We start from the raw sequence: 18,539 nt of genomic DNA on the forward strand, positions 1-18,539 counted from the left end.
TGGTGCTCCCGTTGGTCGCAAACGGATGATGATTCCGACCAACGGGAGGGCTGATGCTGCTCACGCTGCGCAGACCGGTACACTCGTCACGAAGTGACCGCCCCACGAGCAGTGGACCTGTCCGGCAGGACACTGTCAGCTGGCGATGGTGCCTTGATGGAAGAGGAGCTGCCAGCGGTTGTCGCGAAAGATCCAGAGTGAGGAGCGATGGGAGACGGCGACTGAGGTGGTGGCACGATAGGTGGCGTGGACGACATTCTCTGCGAGCTGCGCGATGTAGAAGTGGTGGATGGTTGCGGGGCGAGCTGCGCTGGATAAGAGCACATCGATGGTCTGTTGGCGATTGAAGACGCGGCCGGAGGTGCAGAACTCCCTGTACTCGTCGGCGAAGAGTGGAATGAGGGCTCTGCGGTCAGTCTCCCGGTCAGGATGGAGGAGACGCTCTTCGAGTGCATAGAGATGGTCTTGAAGTTCGGACTTAGTCATGGAACGAAGACTCCAATTGTTAATACGAACGACAGAGTCGAGGGTTTCATTGTGACAGATTTTATTGGTTCGGGTTTTTATCCGTGAGGTCGCTGGTGTTCGGCTTGCGCGCAAGGGCAACGCGCGGGATCTGCTGGAGATCGTTGAGGAAGGTGAGATCGTTCCATCCGGCTAGCAGGTGGGTGAGCGGCTGCTGCTGGCCGTGGCCAATCTCGAGCGCGAGGAGACCGGTTGGTTTGAGTGCGCTCAGCGCTTCCGGGATGAGCCGCCGGTAGAGGTCGAGGCCGGTCTCGCCTGCGAAGAGCGCGGCGGCGGGCTCATGCTCGCGAACCTGGGGGTGCAGGGTGAGGCGGTCGGATTCGGGGATATAGGGTGGGTTGCTGACAATGGCGTCGAAGGTTGCGCCGTGAGATTTGACGGCGGCGAGGAGATCGGAGGTAAGGAACTGGATCCGATCGGCTACGTTGTGGTCGTGAGCGTTCCGCTCTGCGATGGCGAGGGCATCGAGAGATAGATCGACGGCGATGATCTCGGCCAGTGGAAGGTGGACGGCGAGTGCGATGGCGATGGCTCCCGACCCGGTGCCGATATCGACGAGCTTTACAGGCTGATTCGCAGGGATGAGTTTGAGTACCGCTTCGACGAGATGTTCGGTCTCCGGGCGCGGGATGAGAACCGCTGGGTTGACGTGGAGACGCAGGCCGTAGAACTCCTGTTCGCCGGTGATGTACTGGATGGGCTCGAGCTGGAGGCGGCGTTTGATAGCGATTTGATAGAGCGTGTCCTGCTCGGGGGAGAGGTCACGGTCGGGATGTGCGATGAGCGTGACGCGGGAGATCTGCAGCGTGTGGAGGAGAAGAAGTTCGGCGTCGCGGTGGGCGAGTTCGCTGAGGTGTGGGTTGGCGGCCAGCTCAGATGCGGCGTTAGTGATGGCCTGGCGGAGGATCATTCTGGCGGCTACCTTGGCTGCGGCTGAGCGGTGTCTGAGGTTGTGGGAAGGATGGTTGAGCTGGCGGCGAAGCGATGGTAGTTGCTGTACTTCGCGGTGAAGCGGAAGGCATTGGTCTTCGGGGTCTCGGTCGTAAAGGCGATGACCGTGGTGGGCAGCCAGAAGGATCTTCCGTTAAGGGTGACGGGTGCGAAGTCAACGGAAGCTGTACCTCGAACTGCCTGATCTTTGCCAACGGGATTGGGGACGGTGCGCTCGATGTGCGTAACCTGCGCCGAGGCGGTGTCGATGACGAACTTGCCGGTGGTGCCAGGCTGGATGGAGACGCAGGCCGGTTGTTTCGCGGCAGATTCGCGGGCGGTGAAGGTGAAAGCTTCCGTACCAGGAGAGGCTGGGGAGGAGCGATCGGACTGGTAGTCGAAGCACTCGTGGCGATCGGCGGAGAGAAATTTTGCAAGTGCGCCGCTGAAGCCTCCGCGGAACGAGATGGGCATGTCGAGTTTCTTGCCGCTCGATGATTTGCCGTTGATCGACTTCACTTCGCGAGACTCTTCGAGGGCGCCGTCTGGCGAAGGCGATCGCGCGACGCGGAAGAGCGCTTCGACGGTGGTTTCGTGTTTGAGCTGACCGTCATGGATCTCCTGAGAGGTGATGTGCTCGTCACAGAGAAAGCTGGGGACGGTGGACTTGTACTGCTCGGTGTTGGCTTCGATGCGGGAGAGGATCTGCTCGAGTGCGGGGTCGGGCTGCTGGGCCAGGACAGCGGCGAAGCAGCCGACAAGGCAGACGGGAGACAGGCGTGCGAGAAGTGAAGAGAGGCGCATGCGTGACTTTACGGTAGCAGAGGGGAGATGGTTCGCTAGCGGGTTTCGAGGATCAGGACGTTGCCATCGGGATCGATCACGGTGAGGGTGGCTCCGTTTTTGACGGCGAAGATGCCTTCTTTGTGGAGGTGGCGCGCGGCCTTGCCCAGGTTGCTCGATTCGAGGGTGATGCGAGCATGCATGCCGGTGGTTGCAGGTATGATCTCCAACTCCTGGCCGCTCTCGCCGGGCATGTGGAGGCTCATCGGATCGTTGGCGATGGGCTTGAAGTTGAGCTGATTGATGTAGAAGTCGCGAGCCGAGGCGGGGTCTGCCATTGGGACTGACACCGCGACCAGCTTTTCGCCGATGCGGTCTGGACCAAGATGTTTGCCCTGGTCTTCGCTGTGGAGCGAACCCGCGAGGTACTGGGTGTACTCGATGGTCTGTGGACTGGAGGTTTGCAGAGGGCCCCCCAGGATGAAGCGAAGGTTCCCAGCGGTTGTTTTAAGGATGGGAGTGGGAGTAAGGCCGTGGCTGCGGTAGTCGTCGTTGATCGCCTGCAGGTCGGCGCCTTCAAAGCATAGGCTCAGGAAGCCGGCATCGGGCTCGGTTGGGTTGGCCGCGTGGAGCTCGATGAACTGGGTGTCGTTGACCTTGAGGAAGGACTCGTAAGGGACGTTGTCTTTGCGCAGATCGAAGGCCTGTTCGAAGCCGAGCTTCTCGTAGAAGGCCACTGAGGCGGCGAGATCGTGGACGCGAAGAGCAACGTGGGCGAAGCCGTTGAAGGGCGGTGTCCTGGTATCAGGCTGTGCGTGAAGAAGGGGTGCGAAGAGGATTAAAGCAAGAGTGAAATATCTTGCTAAAGATAGAGTCGGCCCAGAGCACCCGTTGAGGTGCTGTTTGATCATGCCGCGATTCCTTGGGAGATTAGTTACGGCCATAACACAGGACGCTTGAAATCGATATGGGAGAGTAGTTCGGGTGCGAGGCGAACCTTTGGCGGTTCAATTAAGACAGTTTGCAGGCCCGCTCGGCGGCCGTATTTGAGAGCTGGAACACAATCGGTGTCGTTCGAAACCAATACGATCCGTTCAACTGCGTGATTGGCAGCATATGCCGCAATATCCAAACCAATTCGCATATCGACTCCTTTCTGCTCAAAATCTGGCTGAAAGTCTGCGTCGGTGAGTTGAGCCTGATTTGTTACAGGCGTGCGTTTTGGTTTGAATCCCCTGAATTTCAGCACTCCACGACGAACTGCGAAGAGATCTTTATGTGAAAGCTCATGGAGCCACGCATCGGATGACTGAAATACGTGAGGCAGACCTGAGACGGGTAGTTTTACTGTGCCCGAATACAAAGCGCAATCGTAGTAGAGGATTCGAAACAAGGATTCATCGGCTGTTTTGCAGGCTAATGCAAATCGTTCGATGTAATCGGGGTTGTAGATCCTTTTTGCTTTCTTCGCCTCAACCCTGAGAAACCCACCATCAATTAAAACAGCTACTCTTACATCGGGCATTCAAAATGCTCCCCCAAAAATATAAAGCCCCCATAAGGGGGCGTATAGTGCTCGCCTACGAGCGTAACGGATAACACCACTTTACTCACTCCTTATCAAGATAGCAATAGATGTCGAAAATCTTATTAAGCCACCCGTCATTTGAACGGTACTAACATAAGCACGGGTTCAGGCAGCCTCTGCTTCGGCTTTGAGCTTTTCCGCGGTGTAGTGCGCGATGAGTGCGTCGATGGTGGGCTGAATCTGGCCTTCCATCACCATCGCGAGCTGGTGGTTGGTGAGGCCGATGCGGTGATCGGTGAGGCGGTTCTGAGGGAAGTTGTAGGTGCGGATCTTCTCGCTGCGGTCGCCGGAGCCGATCTGCTGCTTGCGATCCTTCGCCTGGAGTTGGTGGATGCGTTCGGCCTCCACTTCATAGAGGCGGGCGCGGAGGACACGCATTCCCTTCTCGCGATTCTTGATCTGCGACTTTTCGTCCTGGCAGCTGACGACGGTGTTGGTCGGCAGATGCGTGATGCGGACTGCGGAGTAGGTGGTGTTCACCGACTGTCCGCCGGGTCCGGAAGAGCAGAAGGTGTCGATGCGCAGATCCTTAGCTTCGATCTTTATGTCGACCTCTTCGGCCTCGGGCAGCACGGCGACGGTGATGGCGGAGGTGTGGACGCGGCCCTGGGTTTCGGTTGCGGGAACGCGCTGGACGCGATGGACGCCGGACTCGTACTTGAGCTGCGAGTAGACGTTTTCGCCTTCGATGATCGCCGTTACGTCCTTCAATCCATGGCCGATGCCAGACTCGGTTTGCGAGAGGATCTCAACCTTCCACTTGTGCTGCTCGGCGAAGCGCATATACATGCGGAAGACCTCTGCGACGAAGAGTGCTGCCTCGTCGCCGCCGGTGCCGGCACGTAGCTCGAGGATGACGTTCTTCTCGTCGTTAGGGTCTTTGGGGAGGAGTAGAACTTTGAGCTGCTCCTCTACAGGCTCGAGGCGCGGCTCCAGGGTGTCGAGCTCGGCCTGTGCCATCTCTTTTACCTCGGGGTCGGGGTCGGCGAGCATGGCTGTAGCCTCGGCGATGCCGTCCCGTATCTTGCGGTACTCGCGAAACTTCTCGACGGTGGGCTCCATGTCGCGGTGCTGCTTGGCGATGCCCTGAAACTTCTTCTGGTCGTTGACCAGCGTGGGGTCGGACATCTGCCTGCCGAGGTCTTCGTAACGGGCTTCAAGTTGATCGAGGCGGTCGAACATGGCTACTCCATTGAGTAAAAAGGAATTAGGGGATCAGAAGGGTCGGGGTAGAGGAGAGGCGCAGCTAGGCAAAATCGTGGCGGTCGGGAGACTCGGCCACGCGGGAGAGAGACACCGAATTTGCGGCTGTGTTCATGTCTGTTTAGATGTTACTCCTTGTGCCTACGGTGCAGCCAGCCCCTTTTTGGCATCTTTACTGAGTGGAATCAGTTGATCCCAAACGGGGAATCGGGCATTCGGGGTGAGGGTTGAAGCTATGGCGTTGTTTGCGGTGGTGGCGGAGCTGGCAGAGCAGTTGGCGCAGGAGGCTGGAAAGCTGAAGAAGCGCGCAGTTATGGCAGAGGCGATCGCGAAGGTGCACTCAGCAAGTCCGGAGAGTGGGTCGGAGAGCGAAGACTCAGGTTTGCTGGCGCTCTATCTTGCCGGAACGCCGTTTGCAGAGGCGGATTCGCGGAAGCTGAACGCCGGCGGGGCGTTACTCTCGAAGGCGCTGCTGGCGGTCAGTGGAGCCAGCGATCAGGCGCTGACGGCGGCGTACCGGCGGCACGGAGACATGGGTGCGGCGGCCTTTGATCTGCTGATCGCAGCGAGAGAGGAGAATGCTCCTGAGCTGACGCTGGCCGAGGTAGCCGAAGCGTTTGCTGCGATGGCCGTGGCGAAGACGACGGCGATTCGTGCGGCTCTGGTCGAGGGTTTGCTGCGGCGGGCGACTCCGCTCGAGGCAAAGTATCTGCTGAAGCTGATGCTTGGCGATATGCGAATTGGAGTGAAGCAGAGCCTGGTGGAGGAGGCGATTGCCGCTGCGGCTGGAGCTTCTGTGGAAGCTGTACGTCGAGCGGTGATGCTCGAGGCGGATCTTGGTAGCGCCGTGCAGCGAGCCTTCTCCGGGACCCTGCCTGAGGCAAGGATGCGGCTGTTTCATCCGCTGGGATTCATGCTGGCGTCGCCGGTGGAGACGCCGGAGGAGGCGGTGGAGCGGTTCACCGAAAAGCCCGCGAAGGTGCCGGTTGTGAAGACCGGCAAGCCTCGCAAAGACAAGAAGGCAGTGACCGTAGAAGCGGCGAACGAAGTGATGGAAGAAGCTGCGGTGCCGCAAAGTTTTGATGCGAGTGCCGATGTCGACGCCGAGCAGTTTGCCGATGCTTCGCCCGAAGATGTACTTGCAAAAGGGACGCAGGCGGGCGGTAATGCGACGCTCGCAAACGCCACAGATGCCCAGGGCGTGCAGGCGTTTCTCGAAGACAAGTACGACGGGATGCGGGCGCAGATACACTGCGGAGACTCCGGTCAGCCGGGGCGGGTGGCGATCTACTCTCGCAACAAGGAAGACGTTACCGAAAGCTTCCCAGAGCTCGAGGAGGCGTTTGCGCAGGTTCGCGCCGACCCGGATGCAGATGCGAGTGAAGGTTCCCTGATCCCGTACTCTCTGATATTCGACGGGGAGATTCTGGGATGGGACTTCGAACAGGCGCGTGCTCTCCCGTTCGCCGTGCTGGGGCAGAGGATTGGGCGTAAGCGAGTTTCGAACGAGTGGCGCCAGCAGGTGCCGGTCATCTTTATGGCCTTCGACCTGATGTGCGCCGATGGCGAACTGCTGCTGGAGCTGCCGTTACGGGAGCGGCGCAATCGGCTGGAGGCGGTGGTGGAGCGACTGGTAGAGCGCGTGGCCTCTCCGCTGGTGGTGGACGAGCGGGCGCGTGATTCGCAGGCGGTGTTGTTTGCAGGCGAGCAGAGCGCTGGATTGGAGAGGCTGATGATCTCGCCGTCGCGGCTGGTGGAGTCTGCGGAAGATATTGACCGGGCTTACGCCGATGCACGAGCGCGAGCGAATGAGGGTGTGATGCTGAAGGCCGCGGAGTCAATCTATCAGCCGGGTCGGCGGGGGCTGGCGTGGGTAAAGCTGAAGCGCGAGTTGGCGACGCTGGACGTGGTGGTGACGGGCGCGGAGTTTGGGCATGGGCGGCGCGCAGGCATCTTGAGCGACTATACGTTCGCGGTGCGCGGCGATGCGGGCGAGCTACTCAACGTCGGCAAAGCCTACTCGGGCCTGACGGACGTCGAGATCGGCGAGATGAGCGCGTGGATGATGGAGCACACTCTCGAAGACCAGGGGCACTTTCGCACGGTGGAACCGCTGATGGTGCTGGAGGTAGCGTTCAACAACATTATGCGCAGCGGCCGTCACGCGAGCGGGTTTGCGCTTCGTTTTCCGCGCATCCTGAAGATCCGGACGGACAAGCCTGTGGCCGAGATTGATACCGTCTCGCGGGTGGAAGAGGTGTATCAGTCTCAGGTCGACAAACCGGTGGAATGACCCGAACGCTGTCCGGTAGGACTGCAGCGAGGAAGCCTTCGGGCTCGCCGAGTTTAACCGACAGAACCTTGTATTTCTTGATTGCTATGGCTCCCTCTGGCTGCTAAAGTCCGTTCCACAGCCACCTAGTTCGTCGGGGAGACGATGATCGAAGACAGCCACGCGCCAGGCAGGGTAACCCAATTTGTCGTCCTACTGATCAGCTTCGTTCTGCTGGATCTTCTATCCCTGCCTATCTTTTTTTCGTACTACCTCTGGGTCTTTGCCGATAGAAGCAACTTCCTCAACCTCGACTACATGCTCGCCGAACATCTTCACCTGGGGGTGGATGCCTTTTATCAGTACGGGCTTCTTCCGGTCTTGATTCAGCACGGCCTGTTTGCGATCTTCGGCCGCGGCTACTGGCCGATGATTGGTTGCACGATCGTCGTGTTGATCCTGATGGTGGTGTTCTGGACTTATTTTCTGCGTGACCTCTCCTCGCGGTGGTTGTATCTCGCCGCGGTGGTCGCGGTCGCTCCTCTTCTTCTGTGGGTCAATCCCAACTTCCCTTACTCTCTGGTGCAGTTGTCGATGTTGTTTGCTCTGCTCTTTCTTGTGGAGGGGCGTGCGGACGTGGCGCTTGCCGTCTCGGTGATTGGCTGCTTCAGCGTTCCGTCGTTGCCGCTGCTTCTCACTGGACTTCTCGCTCTCTATATCGCAGCGGACTGGTGGTTCAACAGCGACCGTTCGATTCGGCTTCTGGTCCGTCGCTTTGCTCCCGGCGTTCTGACGTACGTTGTCTTGTTCGCCGGTCTAAGCGCCTACTTTGGGGTTCAATCCACTCTGGTAACGGCGCTCCCCATGCTGGGACTAAAGTTTTACTATGGCACGGCGGGCAAGATGGACTACAACGACCTGAAGGGCTTCCTGCATCCCGCCGGCCACAGTTTGAAGTACTACCTCGGGTATTACGTCGTCACGCCGATTACATGGTGGATCCTCAGCACGCTCGCCCTGGCTGCTATGGGAGCCTGGGCGCTGCGCGTAATGATCCGCAGCGGCAGACCCGATCCCAGGCACGCCGCCGTAGCCTTCTGCGCGGCGCTGCAGCTTTTCTTTGCCGTCGCAGCGTACAAGGGCGACGGGCAGCACATTATCTACGACCCAATCGTTGCAGCTGGCGTACTCCTTGGCATCTCGCTGCTCACGATTCCTCGCTGGCAGAATCGCTCGCTGATCCTCTTTATCTGCATAGGACTATGTGCGCAGCTGGGGCAGGCCAGACTCACTCTGGCTGCGTGGCGGGGGACTCATCGCTACCCCGTTACAAAAAACCTCTACGCAGAGCCTGAGTACGCTGAGCAGATGGCGAAGATCCTCGAGATCGCCTCGACGAAGAAACTTTTGATGATGTCGAATGCAACGGGCGTTCACGGCTACTATCCAACGATCGGCTCTCCGGACGCATGGTTTCTTATGCCGCACCAGCAGCTTCCTGCGGATCGCGAGCGCATCATCGCCGGTGTTCGCGCGGCCGAGGTGGTGGTCGAGGACACCACGCACGTCCCGTACTTTACCGACCGCGATCCGGATGTTCAGGCTCAACTCCGCTCGATGTGCCTGACCGACGTAACCCGCGACTTCCAGATATGGTGGCGAAATCCGCCGGAGTCCGCCACCTGCAAACTCAACCTGCGCAATACGCGAAGCAGTGCGGAGTCAACGGCAACGATGTCGGACTCTGCGCCCGTACCTCATTGATCGCAGCCCACCGGGTGACAGATCGATCTCAACAGGCAGAGAATGCTGGAGTGAGCCTTGAGATCTCGAGACGCGAGTTGTTGCGGGGTGGGGCTGCTGTTGCGGCTGGTGGGGCGCTGCAACGTACCGGATTTGCCGCTGTTAGCGCGGGGCCGCTCGAAGAGGTTGGTTATTCGCAGGTGACGCTCAAGAGTGCGCCGCACCTGGCTCAGATGGAGAACGCGCGCGCCATACTCATGGGGATCAGCGACGACAGCCTGTTGATGCCGTTCCGAAAGATGGTGGGACAGGATGCGCCGGGCGAAGATATCGGCGGGTGGTATCAGTACCGGGCGGACTATGACTACAGAAAAGAAGACGCGGGGCTGGCGCCGAGTGCAACGTTCGGGCAGTGGGTGTCGGCCCTGTCGCGGATGTATGCGATCACGGGCGATCCCGCGTTGCGCGAGCGCGTCGTGCGTCTGAATCGTCTCTACGCCAGGACAATCGCAACTGACTACTATGCCAACAACCGCTTTCCCGCCTATTGCTTCGACAAGCTGGTCTGCGGGCTGATGGATGCGCACCGGCTCGCGGGAGACGACGATGCCTTGGCGATCCTGGAGCGCACACGAAAGGCTGCATTGCCTGAGTTGCCGCCCCATGCGGTGGACCGGGAGGTCGTTTGGAGACAGGGCAAGGATGTCTCTTGGACATGGGATGAGAGCTACACCCTTCCGGAGAATTTGTATCTCGTATCGGAGCAAATGAGGGGAGAGGGCCATATCTATCGCGAGATGGCAGAGCGGTATCTTGATGACGCAAGCTACTTCGATCCACTAGCACGCGGAGAGAACGTGCTGGGAAGCAGGCATGCATACAGCTACGTGAATGCACTGTGCTCTGCGATGCAGGCTTATCTTGTCGGCGGAAGCGAAAAGCATCTGCGCGCCGCGAAGAATGGCTTCGACATGCTTCTTGCTCAAAGCTTCGCTACGGGCGGTTGGGGACCGGATGAGATGTTGCAGGCTCCGGGATCGGGCAAGGTCTTCGCAAGCCTGGCAACGAGTCACAACAGCTTCGAGACACCTTGCGGAGCCTATGCGCACATGAAACTGACGCGGTACCTGCTACGCTGCACACGCGACGGCCGTTATGGCGACAGCATGGAGCGGGTAATGTACAACACCGTCCTAGGCGCCATGCCGCTGCAGCCCGATGGCCACGCCTTCTATTACTCGGACTACCACTCGCGACCTTCAGAGAATGCAGTGGACAGCACAAACGTGGCGTTGGGTGCCGGAGCAAAGCGGGTTTATTCAACCCACCGGTGGCCCTGTTGTTCAGGAACGCTGCCGCAGGTCGCCGCAGACTGCTGGATCAACGGATATTTTCACGAGTCGGGAGCGATGTGGGTCAACCTCTATCTGCCGTCTGTTCTTCGGTGGAGCGAAGGCGGCGCACAGCTCGAGATGGAGTTGGAAGGAGACTATCCGGAGACGCCGGAGGTTCGCTTTCGATTGAAGACCACGCGCGTGGTGCCGTTTGCACTGAAGTTGCGAATTCCGGCCTGGGCCGACGGGGCCACGCTGCAGGTGAACGGTAGCCCCTTTCCGATGACAGTAGCGTTGGGGTTCGCCACGGTGCAACGCAAATGGCGGACGGGCGATACGGTGAAGCTGCAACTTCCAATGAAGCCGAGAATCGAGCTGTTGGATGAGGCGCATCCCGAGACGGCAGCGGTCCTGTTTGGGCCGAGGGTGTTGTTCGCGCTGGCTTCCGGGCCAGTGGTGGCGCGCAGAGAGCAGGCTCTCGCCGTGCAACAGGACAAGGAAGGCCAGTGGATACTGGAGAGCACCAACGGGCCAGTAAAGATGGTTCCGTTTACCTCGGTCGGGGATCAGGAGTATCTAACCTATCTGCAACTGATCAGAACTGATGAGTTAAATGGGTAGCGCGACCCACCGGCCACGCAAATCGCAAAGGTAAAAATCTAAAGCGAAAAGATCTCTCATTGCATCTTAAGCTCCATGGAAAACAGACAGCTTGGTAAATCGGGTTTGAAGGTGCCGGAGCTCTGCTTCGGTGCGGGTACGTTTGGCACTGCCAACGAGTTTTTCAAAGCCTGGTCGGAGACGACGCAGGAGGAAGCGAATCGGATCGTCGACATCTGTATGGATGCGGGGATGAACCTGTTCGATACGGCAGATGTCTACTCTGATGGCGAGAGCGAGAAGGCGCTAGGCAAGGCGTTGGCCAAGCACAATCGCGACGACGTGATGATCTCGACCAAGGCGACCTTCCGGCTTGGCAAGGGACCGAACGATGTAGGATCATCGCGCTATCATCTGATTCAGTCAGCGGAGCGCTCGCTAAAGCGGCTCGGCACCGACTATATCGACATCTATCACCTGCACGCGTTCGATGCGACCTCGCCCGTGGAGGAGACGCTGCGTGCGCTCGATGACCTGGTGCGCGAGGGCAAGATCCGCTACATTGCCTGCTCCAACTTTTCGGGGTGGCACCTGATGAAGTCGCTAAGTGTGAGCGAGCGTTATGGCTGGTCGCGTTATGTTGGCCATCAGGTGTACTACTCGCTGGTTGGCCGCGACTACGAGTGGGAGCTGATGCCGCTGGCCGTCGATCAGGGCGTCGGCGCGCTGGTCTGGTCGCCGCTCGGCTGGGGACGTTTGACCGGCAAGATCCGCCGCGGCACCGGCATCCCGAAGGACAGCCGTCTGAACTCAAACATAGTGAACGATGCGGGGCCGCAGGTGCCGGAAGAGTATCTCTACACCGTCGTCGACGCCATCGACGAGATCGCAAAGGAGACCGGTAAGACCGTGCCGCAGATCGCACTGAACTGGCTGTTGCGCAGGCCAACGGTTTCAACTTTGGTTATCGGAGCAAGAAACGAGGAGCAGCTGAAACAGAACCTCGGCGCCATCGGCTGGGAGCTCACTAAAGAGCAGGTGGCTAGGCTCGATAAGGCGAGCGAGCTACCAAAGGCGTATCCGTACTGGCACCAGGCTCAGTTCAAAGAGCGGAACCCGTTTCCGGTTTAGACGCGTAGAATTGGCGATGATCTCGGGGCTCGTGGACTCCCTGCGAGCCTCGCCAATTTTCAGTGCGTGAGGATTGAGTGCGACTAACAATGGCTTTGTTGCTGGCCGGTTTTCTTAGCATCAACACGTTGGCTCAACCAGGGAAGACAAATCGTTTTGCCGTTCAGGGCGATCACTTTGTACTAGATGGCAAGCCCTTCGTGGTGATATCGGGAGAGATGCACTATCCGCGAATTCCGCGAGCGTATTGGCGCCAGCGATTCCGAATGGCCAAAGCAATGGGGTTGAACACAATCACCACTTACGTCTTCTGGAACGTGCATGAACCGAAGCCGGGTGTATACGACTTCTCCGGCAACAACGATGTCGCAGAGTTTGTTCGCGAAGCTCAGCAGGAAGGCCTCTATGTAATCCTTCGGCCCGGGCCTTATGTCTGCGCGGAGTGGGAGTTTGGCGGCTATCCCTCGTGGCTGCTGAAGGATCACGAGACCAGGGTGCGCACCAGCGACCCGAAGTTCATGGCGCCCACTGCTCGATGGATTGCGCGGCTGGGAAAGGAGCTTGCTCCCTTGCAGGTGGGCAATGGCGGCCCGATCATCCTCACGCAGGTGGAGAATGAATACGGATCGTTCGGCAGCGATCATGCTTACATGGAGCAGATTCACAAGCTTCTCGTCGATGCGGGATTCACTCAGTCGCAGCTCTATACCGCGGACGGCCCGGAGCAGGTGCCGAATGGCTCCTTGCCGGAGCTTCCTGTCGGGATCAACTTTGGCGGCGAAGAAGATGGCGCAGCAGAGCGGGCATTCGCGAAGCTGAAAGAGGTCCGTCCGAACGGACCATTCATCAACAGCGAGTACTGGGCCGGTTGGTTCGATCACTGGGGAGCAGACCATGCGAACACCCACGCGGACAAGCAGGCAGACAATCTGCAATGGATGCTGGCGCATGGTTACTCCGTCAGCTTCTATATGTTTCACGGCGGCACCAGCTTTGGCTGGATGAATGGCTCGAACGGCGATCAGAAAGGCAGCTACGAGCCGGACGTCACCAGCTACGACTACGACGCAGCGCTGGATGAAGGGGGGCGTCCCACGCCGAAGTACTTCGTGTTTCGCGACCTCATCGCAAAGTCCACCGGCATCACCGCGTCACCCGTGCCTGAAGTTGCACCTGCGATTCGAACTCCGGAGGCTAGATTTGTCGAGTCCGCATCCTTGTGGGAGAATCTGCCCACGCCCATCCGATCGGATCATCCGCTCAGCATGGAAGATGTCGACCAGGCCTATGGCTACATTCTGTATCGCACGACCTTGCAGTCAGCCGATCAGGGTGAGCTGGTTCTCGATGAACTTCACAGCTACGCCCAGGTCTATCTGGATGGCAAATTGCTTGGAACTCTCGATAGGCGACTAAAGCAGGATCGTCTTACACTTCCTGCGACTGCCGACAAAGCGCGTCTCGACATTCTGGTGGAAAATACCGGCCGGATCAACTTTGGCAAAGCCATTGGTGGCGAACGCGCCGGAATAACAAAGCAGGTCACGTTGGGCGGCAAGGAACTCACAGGTTGGGAGATCTATCCGTTGCCGATGAACAATACCGCGAGCTTGAAGTTTTCAAAGCAGCCCTGCGAAGGCGCTTGTTTTTATCGCGCCAGCTTTGAGCTAAGCACCCTTGGCGATACCTTCCTCGACACCAGCCAATTGACGAAGGGCCAGCTTTGGCTCAATGGCCACGCGCTGGGCCGCATCTGTACCATCGGGCCACAGAAGACACTCTATGCTCCGGCACCGTGGATGGTTACGGGAAACAATGAAGTGATCGTATTCGATCTGCAAGGCAAAATGGGCGCGGCTGTCCGTGGGCTGGACAAACCAGTACTTGGTGCACCACCAACGAAAGAGTCTCCCGTAGCCCGGTAGTGCTCCTCAAAAAGAAGAGCCTCAGGCACGTTCCTGAGGCTCTCTTAGACGTTGCATTGGTTGCTGCGGTTAGAATTTCATCAGAAACGCCACGGTCAGGCGGTTCTCGCTCTCGCGAAGATCGGGACTCCACCCTGCAACGACTGAACCCGGTGCTCCGAATGTATTTCCTCCTGGCGGAGTGACGCCACCGGGTCCGGCGAAGTATGGGACGTTCGCTGCACGGTGGTTGTACTCCAACCGATAGGTGAAGTACTGACTCGGCATGTAGTCGGCTGTCACGGAAGCGTCCCAAGCCTTGAACGGATCACCTGGATTCTCTGTGAAGTAAGGTGTTCCTGAAGCTGCTGTCGCTCCATTGATCGGTGGGAGAAGGACGAGGTAACGGCCGGGGTTGTTGATGCGTCCACCGCCAACGGTCAGGCCGTATTTATCACGGTCAAACCAGAGCCGGTTGTAAAACATGAAGCCGAGAAAGCTCTGCTTTGGCCCGTTCTTGCCGTTCCCCATGCAACTGACCCCGCCGCCACTCTCGCAACCAGCATCGCCGGTAAGCGTCATCGCAGCTTTGCTGATGGTTGCCATGGGGCGGTCATAGTACTTGTACTCGATGCTGTCGTCGGTGTGATACCGTGTGCGGTTGCCGATGCCAAGCGCGTCCTCGCCATAGCCGTACTGGTTGCCGAGAATCTCCAGCTTGCCGGTGGGTCGATAGAGGATCTGTCCGCCCAGGCCGGGCCGATTGTTGAAGCGGCCATATGACTGCCAGCCATTGATGAACCACGGCTCGATCTTCAACTTGGCCGTCGGATACCACTGCACGCGCACGCCATTGAAGAACCACGGAGTGTTTGAGGAGACGTACGACGGCTGATAGGCCCAGTTGTCGAACTGATAAAACGAAAACAGGCCGACGTAAGAGAGGAAGATACCGGCATCCACGTTGAGGCCGTGTTGCACGTTGAAGTGGTAGCCTGCGTTGGCCTCGCCCACATAACGATAGGCGTCGGCAAGGTCCCACTGCCCGCGTGAGGGGCTGGCGTCGTTGCGCGGTGTGGCCGTGGCGTAGAGGCCGATCTGGCTCAAAACCCGGGCGTGCACATTGTTCAAGTGGAAGTCGCCGCCGATCCCGAGATCGGTCAGGGTCACCTCGCTCGATCGAAAGACCTCGCTAGAACCAACGATGGTGTCGTCCTGCGGATGGCGGAAGTCGTAGGTATAACTCACATCCGAGCGAATCTCAGGCGTGAAGAATTTGGTCGCATACGGAGTATCTTTGGTGCGCGCATTTCCATTAAGCCAGGTAAAGTCGGCAAAAGCGAACGGCTCTGAGTGCGGACTCTTCGGGTCGGTAATCTCAGGCTCAGCCTCCGTAAGAACAGAAGAGGAGACAGAGGCCTTTGCTGTTGTGACGTGGTGCGTCTCCGGCGCAATGGCACTGGCCGTCTTCAGAGCCGTCAACTCCTTCTGAATCTCCTCCAGCTTGTCCTGCAACTGCTGAATCTTCTGGTCCTGAGCTGTCTGGTGCTCCGGTGTGGACTGAGTATTCTCTACGGCCGTCTGCAGATTCGGCTCTGTCGTCTGAGCCCGAAGATTGCTTGCGCAAACAGCCATCCCCGCTGCAAAGCTAAGCGCAGCCAGACCGAATCGCTGACCGCATAAGGTTATTCTGTTTTTCACTGACGCTCTCCATTCCTTACAGCCGCCGTGGCTGGTGCAAGGAACCGCCAAGCCGCAAGACGCTGATACTTAGAGCGTAGCGAGCTTGCTATAACGAGTTCGTCAAGAAGGCATAACGAATCCATAAAGAGCGTGAAGTTTTGAGCTTGGGCTAAAAGAGAGAGGGTTGCCTCCACTTGGACGCAACCCTTTGGTTTTCTTGACTAACGTGCGGAACTAGTGGCCGGCGGAAGGGCTCGCATGTTTGGGTGGCCGCGGAATGAAAAACAGCAGCGGCAGCATGCAGGCGCAGAAGACCGCGAGGTACTGGATGATGTCGAGATAGCCGAGCATGCCGGCCTGACGGTGCAGCTCGTTGTAAAGGTAGGCCTGGGCAGTGTGGGAGCCGGCGCCTGTCATGGGGTTGCCGCCACTGTGTCCGCCAAACATCCCTTTCAATTTCGCCACCTGATTCATGAAGGCCTGATTGCCCGAGGTAAGATTGCGAACCATGTTGTTCTCATGCGCTGCGGTGCGGCGGATCAGCATGGTCGCGACGAACGCCGTTCCGCAGGAGCCGCCGATGTTACGCGCCAGGTTGGTAAGGCCCGAGACGTCGTTGTTCTCCGACTGCTTCACGCCGATATAGGCGATGGTGTTGATCGGGATAAACAGGAACGCAATACCCGACGCCTGGAAGCAGCGCACAAAGACCAGGTAGCCATAGCTCACGCCAAGGTTCAGCGTGTGCATCGTGACCAGAGACAGCGTCAACATGACGAAGCCATAGCCGATGAGCTTGCGTGGATCGATCTTGCCCACCAGAATGCCGACGATCGGCATCATGCACATCATCATCAGACCCGCGGGCGAAAGCACCAGCCCGGCAAGTTCGGCAGTGTACCCAAGCAGCGTCTGCACAAACTGCGGAATCAGGATAGTAGTGCCGTAGAGTGAAAAGCCGAGCACGAACATCAGGACGAAGCTGATGGCGAAGTTGCGGCGTTTGAAGAGGGTGAGGTTAAGGATTGGGCGGTGGCCGTCGCGCAGTTGTTTGAGCTCCCACCAGATCATGGTCACGAAAGCGACCACCACGGTGACGGTGAAGAAGGTGATCAGTTTTGAGGCGAACCAGTCATCCTCCTGGCCCTTGTCAAGAATGAACTCGAGCGAGCCGAAGGTAAGACCCAGCAGCCCGAAGCCGAGAAAATCGAGTTTGATACCGCCCTTCTGCGAGAGCTCAACCTGCTTCTTCACGTAAGGAGGATCTTCGACGATACGCGAGGTGAGGAAGAGCGAAATCAGGCAGATGGGAACGTTGAGAAAGAAGATCCAGCGCCAGTCGAAGTTGTCCGTAATGTAGCCGCCCAGCGTAGGCCCGATCGCAGGCGCGCAGACGACGGCAAGGCCATACATCGCGAAGGCCTGTCCACGTTTTTCGGGAGGAAAGGTGTCGGCAAGAATCGCCTGTTCCGACGGCGCAAGTCCGCCGCCTCCAACGCCCTGAAGGATGCGGCAGAAGATCAGGATCGGAAGCGAAGGGGCAAAGCCGCAGAGAGCGGAGCTAATGCCGAACAACGCAACGCAGATCATGTAGAACTTCTTGCGCCCAATGAACGTCGTCATGTAGGCGCCAGCGGGCAGAATGATCGCATTCGCAACCAGATACGCCGTCAGCACCCATGTGGCCTCATCCTGCGTAGCGCCCAGGCCGCCCGCGATATGCGGCAGCGCGACGTTGGCAATTGAGGAGTCAAGCACCTCCATGAAGGTTGCCAGCGTCACCGTCATGGCGATAATCCATGGGTTGATCCGCGGACGCCAGGGGCGTTCCATTGCTGGGTGGTGCTCGGGACTACTCGCTTCAGAGAACTGGGCCTCGGTGAGGTCTACTACAGTAGCTGCCATGTGTGGTGATTAGATTTGCCTCGACGAGGCCCGGATTCAGAGAGTTTCAGACAAAATTTGAGTGAACGCCATTGAAATGGCCGCTTCTTTACCATATCCAGCGTCGGCCACTGCATCTTGCCGCTTGGTTTTAGAGCGATCGAATAATCGACGCCGCGATGCTTTCCACTGGAACGGTCTTGCGCTGAGGAGCATCCCGCGCCGGATCGTAGTAGAGCAGCCGGCCACAGCTCTCGCAGGTCATCATGGTCTCGTCATTGCTGCGATCGCGAAGGTCGTTCCAGCGCTGCGGCCTCACCATCATCTGGCAGGCCATGCACTTCTGATTGAGCGCCTCGGCTACGCCTGTTCCCTTTGCCTTTGCGATTCGGTCATAAGTGGAAAGCGCGGCCTCGCCGATCTCAGCACGCACGGCGATACGTTTCTCCTCGACAGCAGCCAGCAGGGTCTTATCTGCGGCGACGGTTTCGGTCGCCCCGATTCGCTCGCGCTCCAGCGTGGCGGTCGCGTCGGTGACGGCGTCGTCCGCGAGTTTCTTCTGCAACTCGAGTCCCTCGCTGCGCTCCATGCTCTCGATCTCGGCGTCCTCGAGCTTGCTGATCTCCGCTTGCGCAAAGGCGATCTCGTGCTCGAACGCGGTCACCTGCACGGTCGTCGTGGCAAGGTCCATGTGTTTGCGCGTGCGGTCGATCTTGGCCTTCTGATCCTTGACGTCGGACTCCTGCCGCCGCCGCAGCGCCTCCTCTTTAGCGATCAGATCGACGATGACGCCGCGCTGTCCCTGGCTCGCCTTCGCCTTGGTCTCCAGCGTGGCGACGTGCTTCGGCAGAGCCACCATCTCATCACGAAGCCGCTTGGCCTCGACGTCATACGCCTGCAATACGACCAGCTTTTCAAGATCCGGATGCATCTCGCGTCTCTCCTTACCCTCGGTTCGA

General features: G+C 58.7%; 14 protein-coding genes. 5 read left to right on the forward strand and 9 right to left on the reverse strand.

The window, feature by feature from the left end; translation table 11 throughout:
- Window positions 1-135 precede the first annotated feature (135 nt).
- The 6 genes from HDF08_RS19695 to prfA form a co-directional block, all read right to left on the reverse strand.
- Window positions 136-486 carry a nuclear transport factor 2 family protein gene (locus tag HDF08_RS19695; RefSeq protein ID WP_179640363.1) on the reverse strand — a complete coding sequence of 117 codons (351 nt, stop codon included), beginning with the start codon at window positions 484-486 and terminating at the stop codon, window positions 136-138.
- 61 nt (window positions 487-547) lie between these two features.
- Window positions 548-1,435, reverse strand: coding sequence for a peptide chain release factor N(5)-glutamine methyltransferase (gene prmC / locus HDF08_RS19700; RefSeq protein WP_179640364.1), 888 nt, complete (start codon window positions 1,433-1,435; stop codon window positions 548-550).
- Between the two features lie 8 nt (window positions 1,436-1,443).
- Complete coding sequence (locus HDF08_RS19705) at window positions 1,444-2,259, reverse strand: hypothetical protein (RefSeq protein WP_179640365.1); 816 nt, start codon at window positions 2,257-2,259, stop codon at window positions 1,444-1,446.
- Window positions 2,260-2,294: 35 nt separating this feature from the next.
- Window positions 2,295-3,149: a VOC family protein gene (locus HDF08_RS19710; protein WP_179640366.1), complete on the reverse strand. Its 855-nt coding sequence runs from the start codon at window positions 3,147-3,149 to the stop codon at window positions 2,295-2,297.
- Window positions 3,150-3,172: 23 nt separating this feature from the next.
- Entirely contained in the window at window positions 3,173-3,763 is a 591-nt protein-coding gene (locus HDF08_RS19715) for an NYN domain-containing protein (RefSeq protein WP_179640367.1), read from the reverse strand.
- A gap of 168 nt (window positions 3,764-3,931) precedes the next feature.
- Window positions 3,932-5,008, reverse strand: a complete 1,077-nt coding sequence (prfA, locus tag HDF08_RS19720; protein WP_179640368.1) for a peptide chain release factor 1 — start codon at window positions 5,006-5,008, stop codon at window positions 3,932-3,934.
- A 256-nt stretch (window positions 5,009-5,264) separates the two neighbouring features.
- Here prfA and HDF08_RS19725 point away from each other — a divergent pair, with 256 nt between their 5' ends.
- From HDF08_RS19725 to HDF08_RS19745, 5 genes are all read left to right on the forward strand, one after another.
- Window positions 5,265-7,322 carry an ATP-dependent DNA ligase gene (locus HDF08_RS19725; RefSeq protein WP_179640636.1) on the forward strand — a complete coding sequence of 686 codons (2,058 nt, stop codon included), beginning with the start codon at window positions 5,265-5,267 and terminating at the stop codon, window positions 7,320-7,322.
- A 144-nt stretch (window positions 7,323-7,466) separates the two neighbouring features.
- Window positions 7,467-9,065, forward strand: a complete 1,599-nt coding sequence (locus HDF08_RS19730) for a hypothetical protein (RefSeq protein WP_179640369.1) — start codon at window positions 7,467-7,469, stop codon at window positions 9,063-9,065.
- Window positions 8,954-10,999 (forward strand): beta-L-arabinofuranosidase domain-containing protein, encoded by a 2,046-nt coding sequence (locus HDF08_RS19735; protein WP_179640370.1) that lies wholly within the window; start codon window positions 8,954-8,956, stop codon window positions 10,997-10,999. The genes HDF08_RS19730 and HDF08_RS19735 overlap by 112 nt, the downstream gene beginning before the upstream one ends.
- A 75-nt stretch (window positions 11,000-11,074) precedes the next feature.
- Window positions 11,075-12,109 (forward strand): aldo/keto reductase, encoded by a 1,035-nt coding sequence (locus tag HDF08_RS19740; protein WP_179640371.1) that lies wholly within the window; start codon window positions 11,075-11,077, stop codon window positions 12,107-12,109.
- An 89-nt stretch (window positions 12,110-12,198) separates the two neighbouring features.
- Window positions 12,199-14,034: a glycoside hydrolase family 35 protein gene (locus tag HDF08_RS19745; protein ID WP_179640637.1), complete on the forward strand. Its 1,836-nt coding sequence runs from the start codon at window positions 12,199-12,201 to the stop codon at window positions 14,032-14,034.
- Between the two features lie 69 nt (window positions 14,035-14,103).
- Here the strand turns inward: HDF08_RS19745 and HDF08_RS19750 are convergent, their stop codons facing one another.
- From HDF08_RS19750 to HDF08_RS19760, 3 genes are all read right to left on the reverse strand, one after another.
- Window positions 14,104-15,714: an outer membrane beta-barrel protein gene (locus HDF08_RS19750; protein WP_373563240.1), complete on the reverse strand. Its 1,611-nt coding sequence runs from the start codon at window positions 15,712-15,714 to the stop codon at window positions 14,104-14,106.
- Between the two features lie 216 nt (window positions 15,715-15,930).
- On the reverse strand, window positions 15,931-17,601 hold the full coding sequence (locus tag HDF08_RS19755; RefSeq protein WP_179640372.1) for a DHA2 family efflux MFS transporter permease subunit: 1,671 nt from the start codon (window positions 17,599-17,601) through the stop codon (window positions 15,931-15,933).
- A 130-nt stretch (window positions 17,602-17,731) separates the two neighbouring features.
- Entirely contained in the window at window positions 17,732-18,511 is a 780-nt protein-coding gene (locus HDF08_RS19760) for a zinc ribbon domain-containing protein (protein ID WP_179640373.1), read from the reverse strand.
- Window positions 18,512-18,539: the final 28 nt, after the last annotated feature.

The organism is Tunturiibacter empetritectus, assembly GCF_013410875.1.
GTDB classification, from domain to species: Bacteria; Acidobacteriota; Terriglobia; order Terriglobales; family Acidobacteriaceae; genus Edaphobacter; species Edaphobacter empetritectus.

Excerpts from the sequence above, each read along its gene's own strand:
- HDF08_RS19695 (WP_179640363.1), bottom strand. The coding sequence starts at position 486 with ATGACTAAGTCCGAACTTCAAGACCATCTCTATGCACTCGAAGAGCGT.
- prmC (WP_179640364.1), bottom strand. The coding sequence starts at position 1,435 with ATGATCCTCCGCCAGGCCATCACTAACGCCGCATCTGAGCTGGCCGCC.
- HDF08_RS19705 (WP_179640365.1), bottom strand. The coding sequence starts at position 2,259 with ATGCGCCTCTCTTCACTTCTCGCACGCCTGTCTCCCGTCTGCCTTGTC.
- HDF08_RS19710 (WP_179640366.1), bottom strand. The coding sequence starts at position 3,149 with ATGATCAAACAGCACCTCAACGGGTGCTCTGGGCCGACTCTATCTTTA.
- HDF08_RS19715 (WP_179640367.1), bottom strand. The coding sequence starts at position 3,763 with ATGCCCGATGTAAGAGTAGCTGTTTTAATTGATGGTGGGTTTCTCAGG.
- prfA (WP_179640368.1), bottom strand. The coding sequence starts at position 5,008 with ATGTTCGACCGCCTCGATCAACTTGAAGCCCGTTACGAAGACCTCGGC.
- HDF08_RS19725 (WP_179640636.1), top strand. The coding sequence starts at position 5,265 with ATGGCGTTGTTTGCGGTGGTGGCGGAGCTGGCAGAGCAGTTGGCGCAG.
- HDF08_RS19730 (WP_179640369.1), top strand. The coding sequence starts at position 7,467 with ATGATCGAAGACAGCCACGCGCCAGGCAGGGTAACCCAATTTGTCGTC.
- HDF08_RS19735 (WP_179640370.1), top strand. The coding sequence starts at position 8,954 with ATGGTGGCGAAATCCGCCGGAGTCCGCCACCTGCAAACTCAACCTGCG.
- HDF08_RS19740 (WP_179640371.1), top strand. The coding sequence starts at position 11,075 with ATGGAAAACAGACAGCTTGGTAAATCGGGTTTGAAGGTGCCGGAGCTC.
- HDF08_RS19745 (WP_179640637.1), top strand. The coding sequence starts at position 12,199 with ATGGCTTTGTTGCTGGCCGGTTTTCTTAGCATCAACACGTTGGCTCAA.
- HDF08_RS19755 (WP_179640372.1), bottom strand. The coding sequence starts at position 17,601 with ATGGCAGCTACTGTAGTAGACCTCACCGAGGCCCAGTTCTCTGAAGCG.
- HDF08_RS19760 (WP_179640373.1), bottom strand. The coding sequence starts at position 18,511 with ATGCATCCGGATCTTGAAAAGCTGGTCGTATTGCAGGCGTATGACGTC.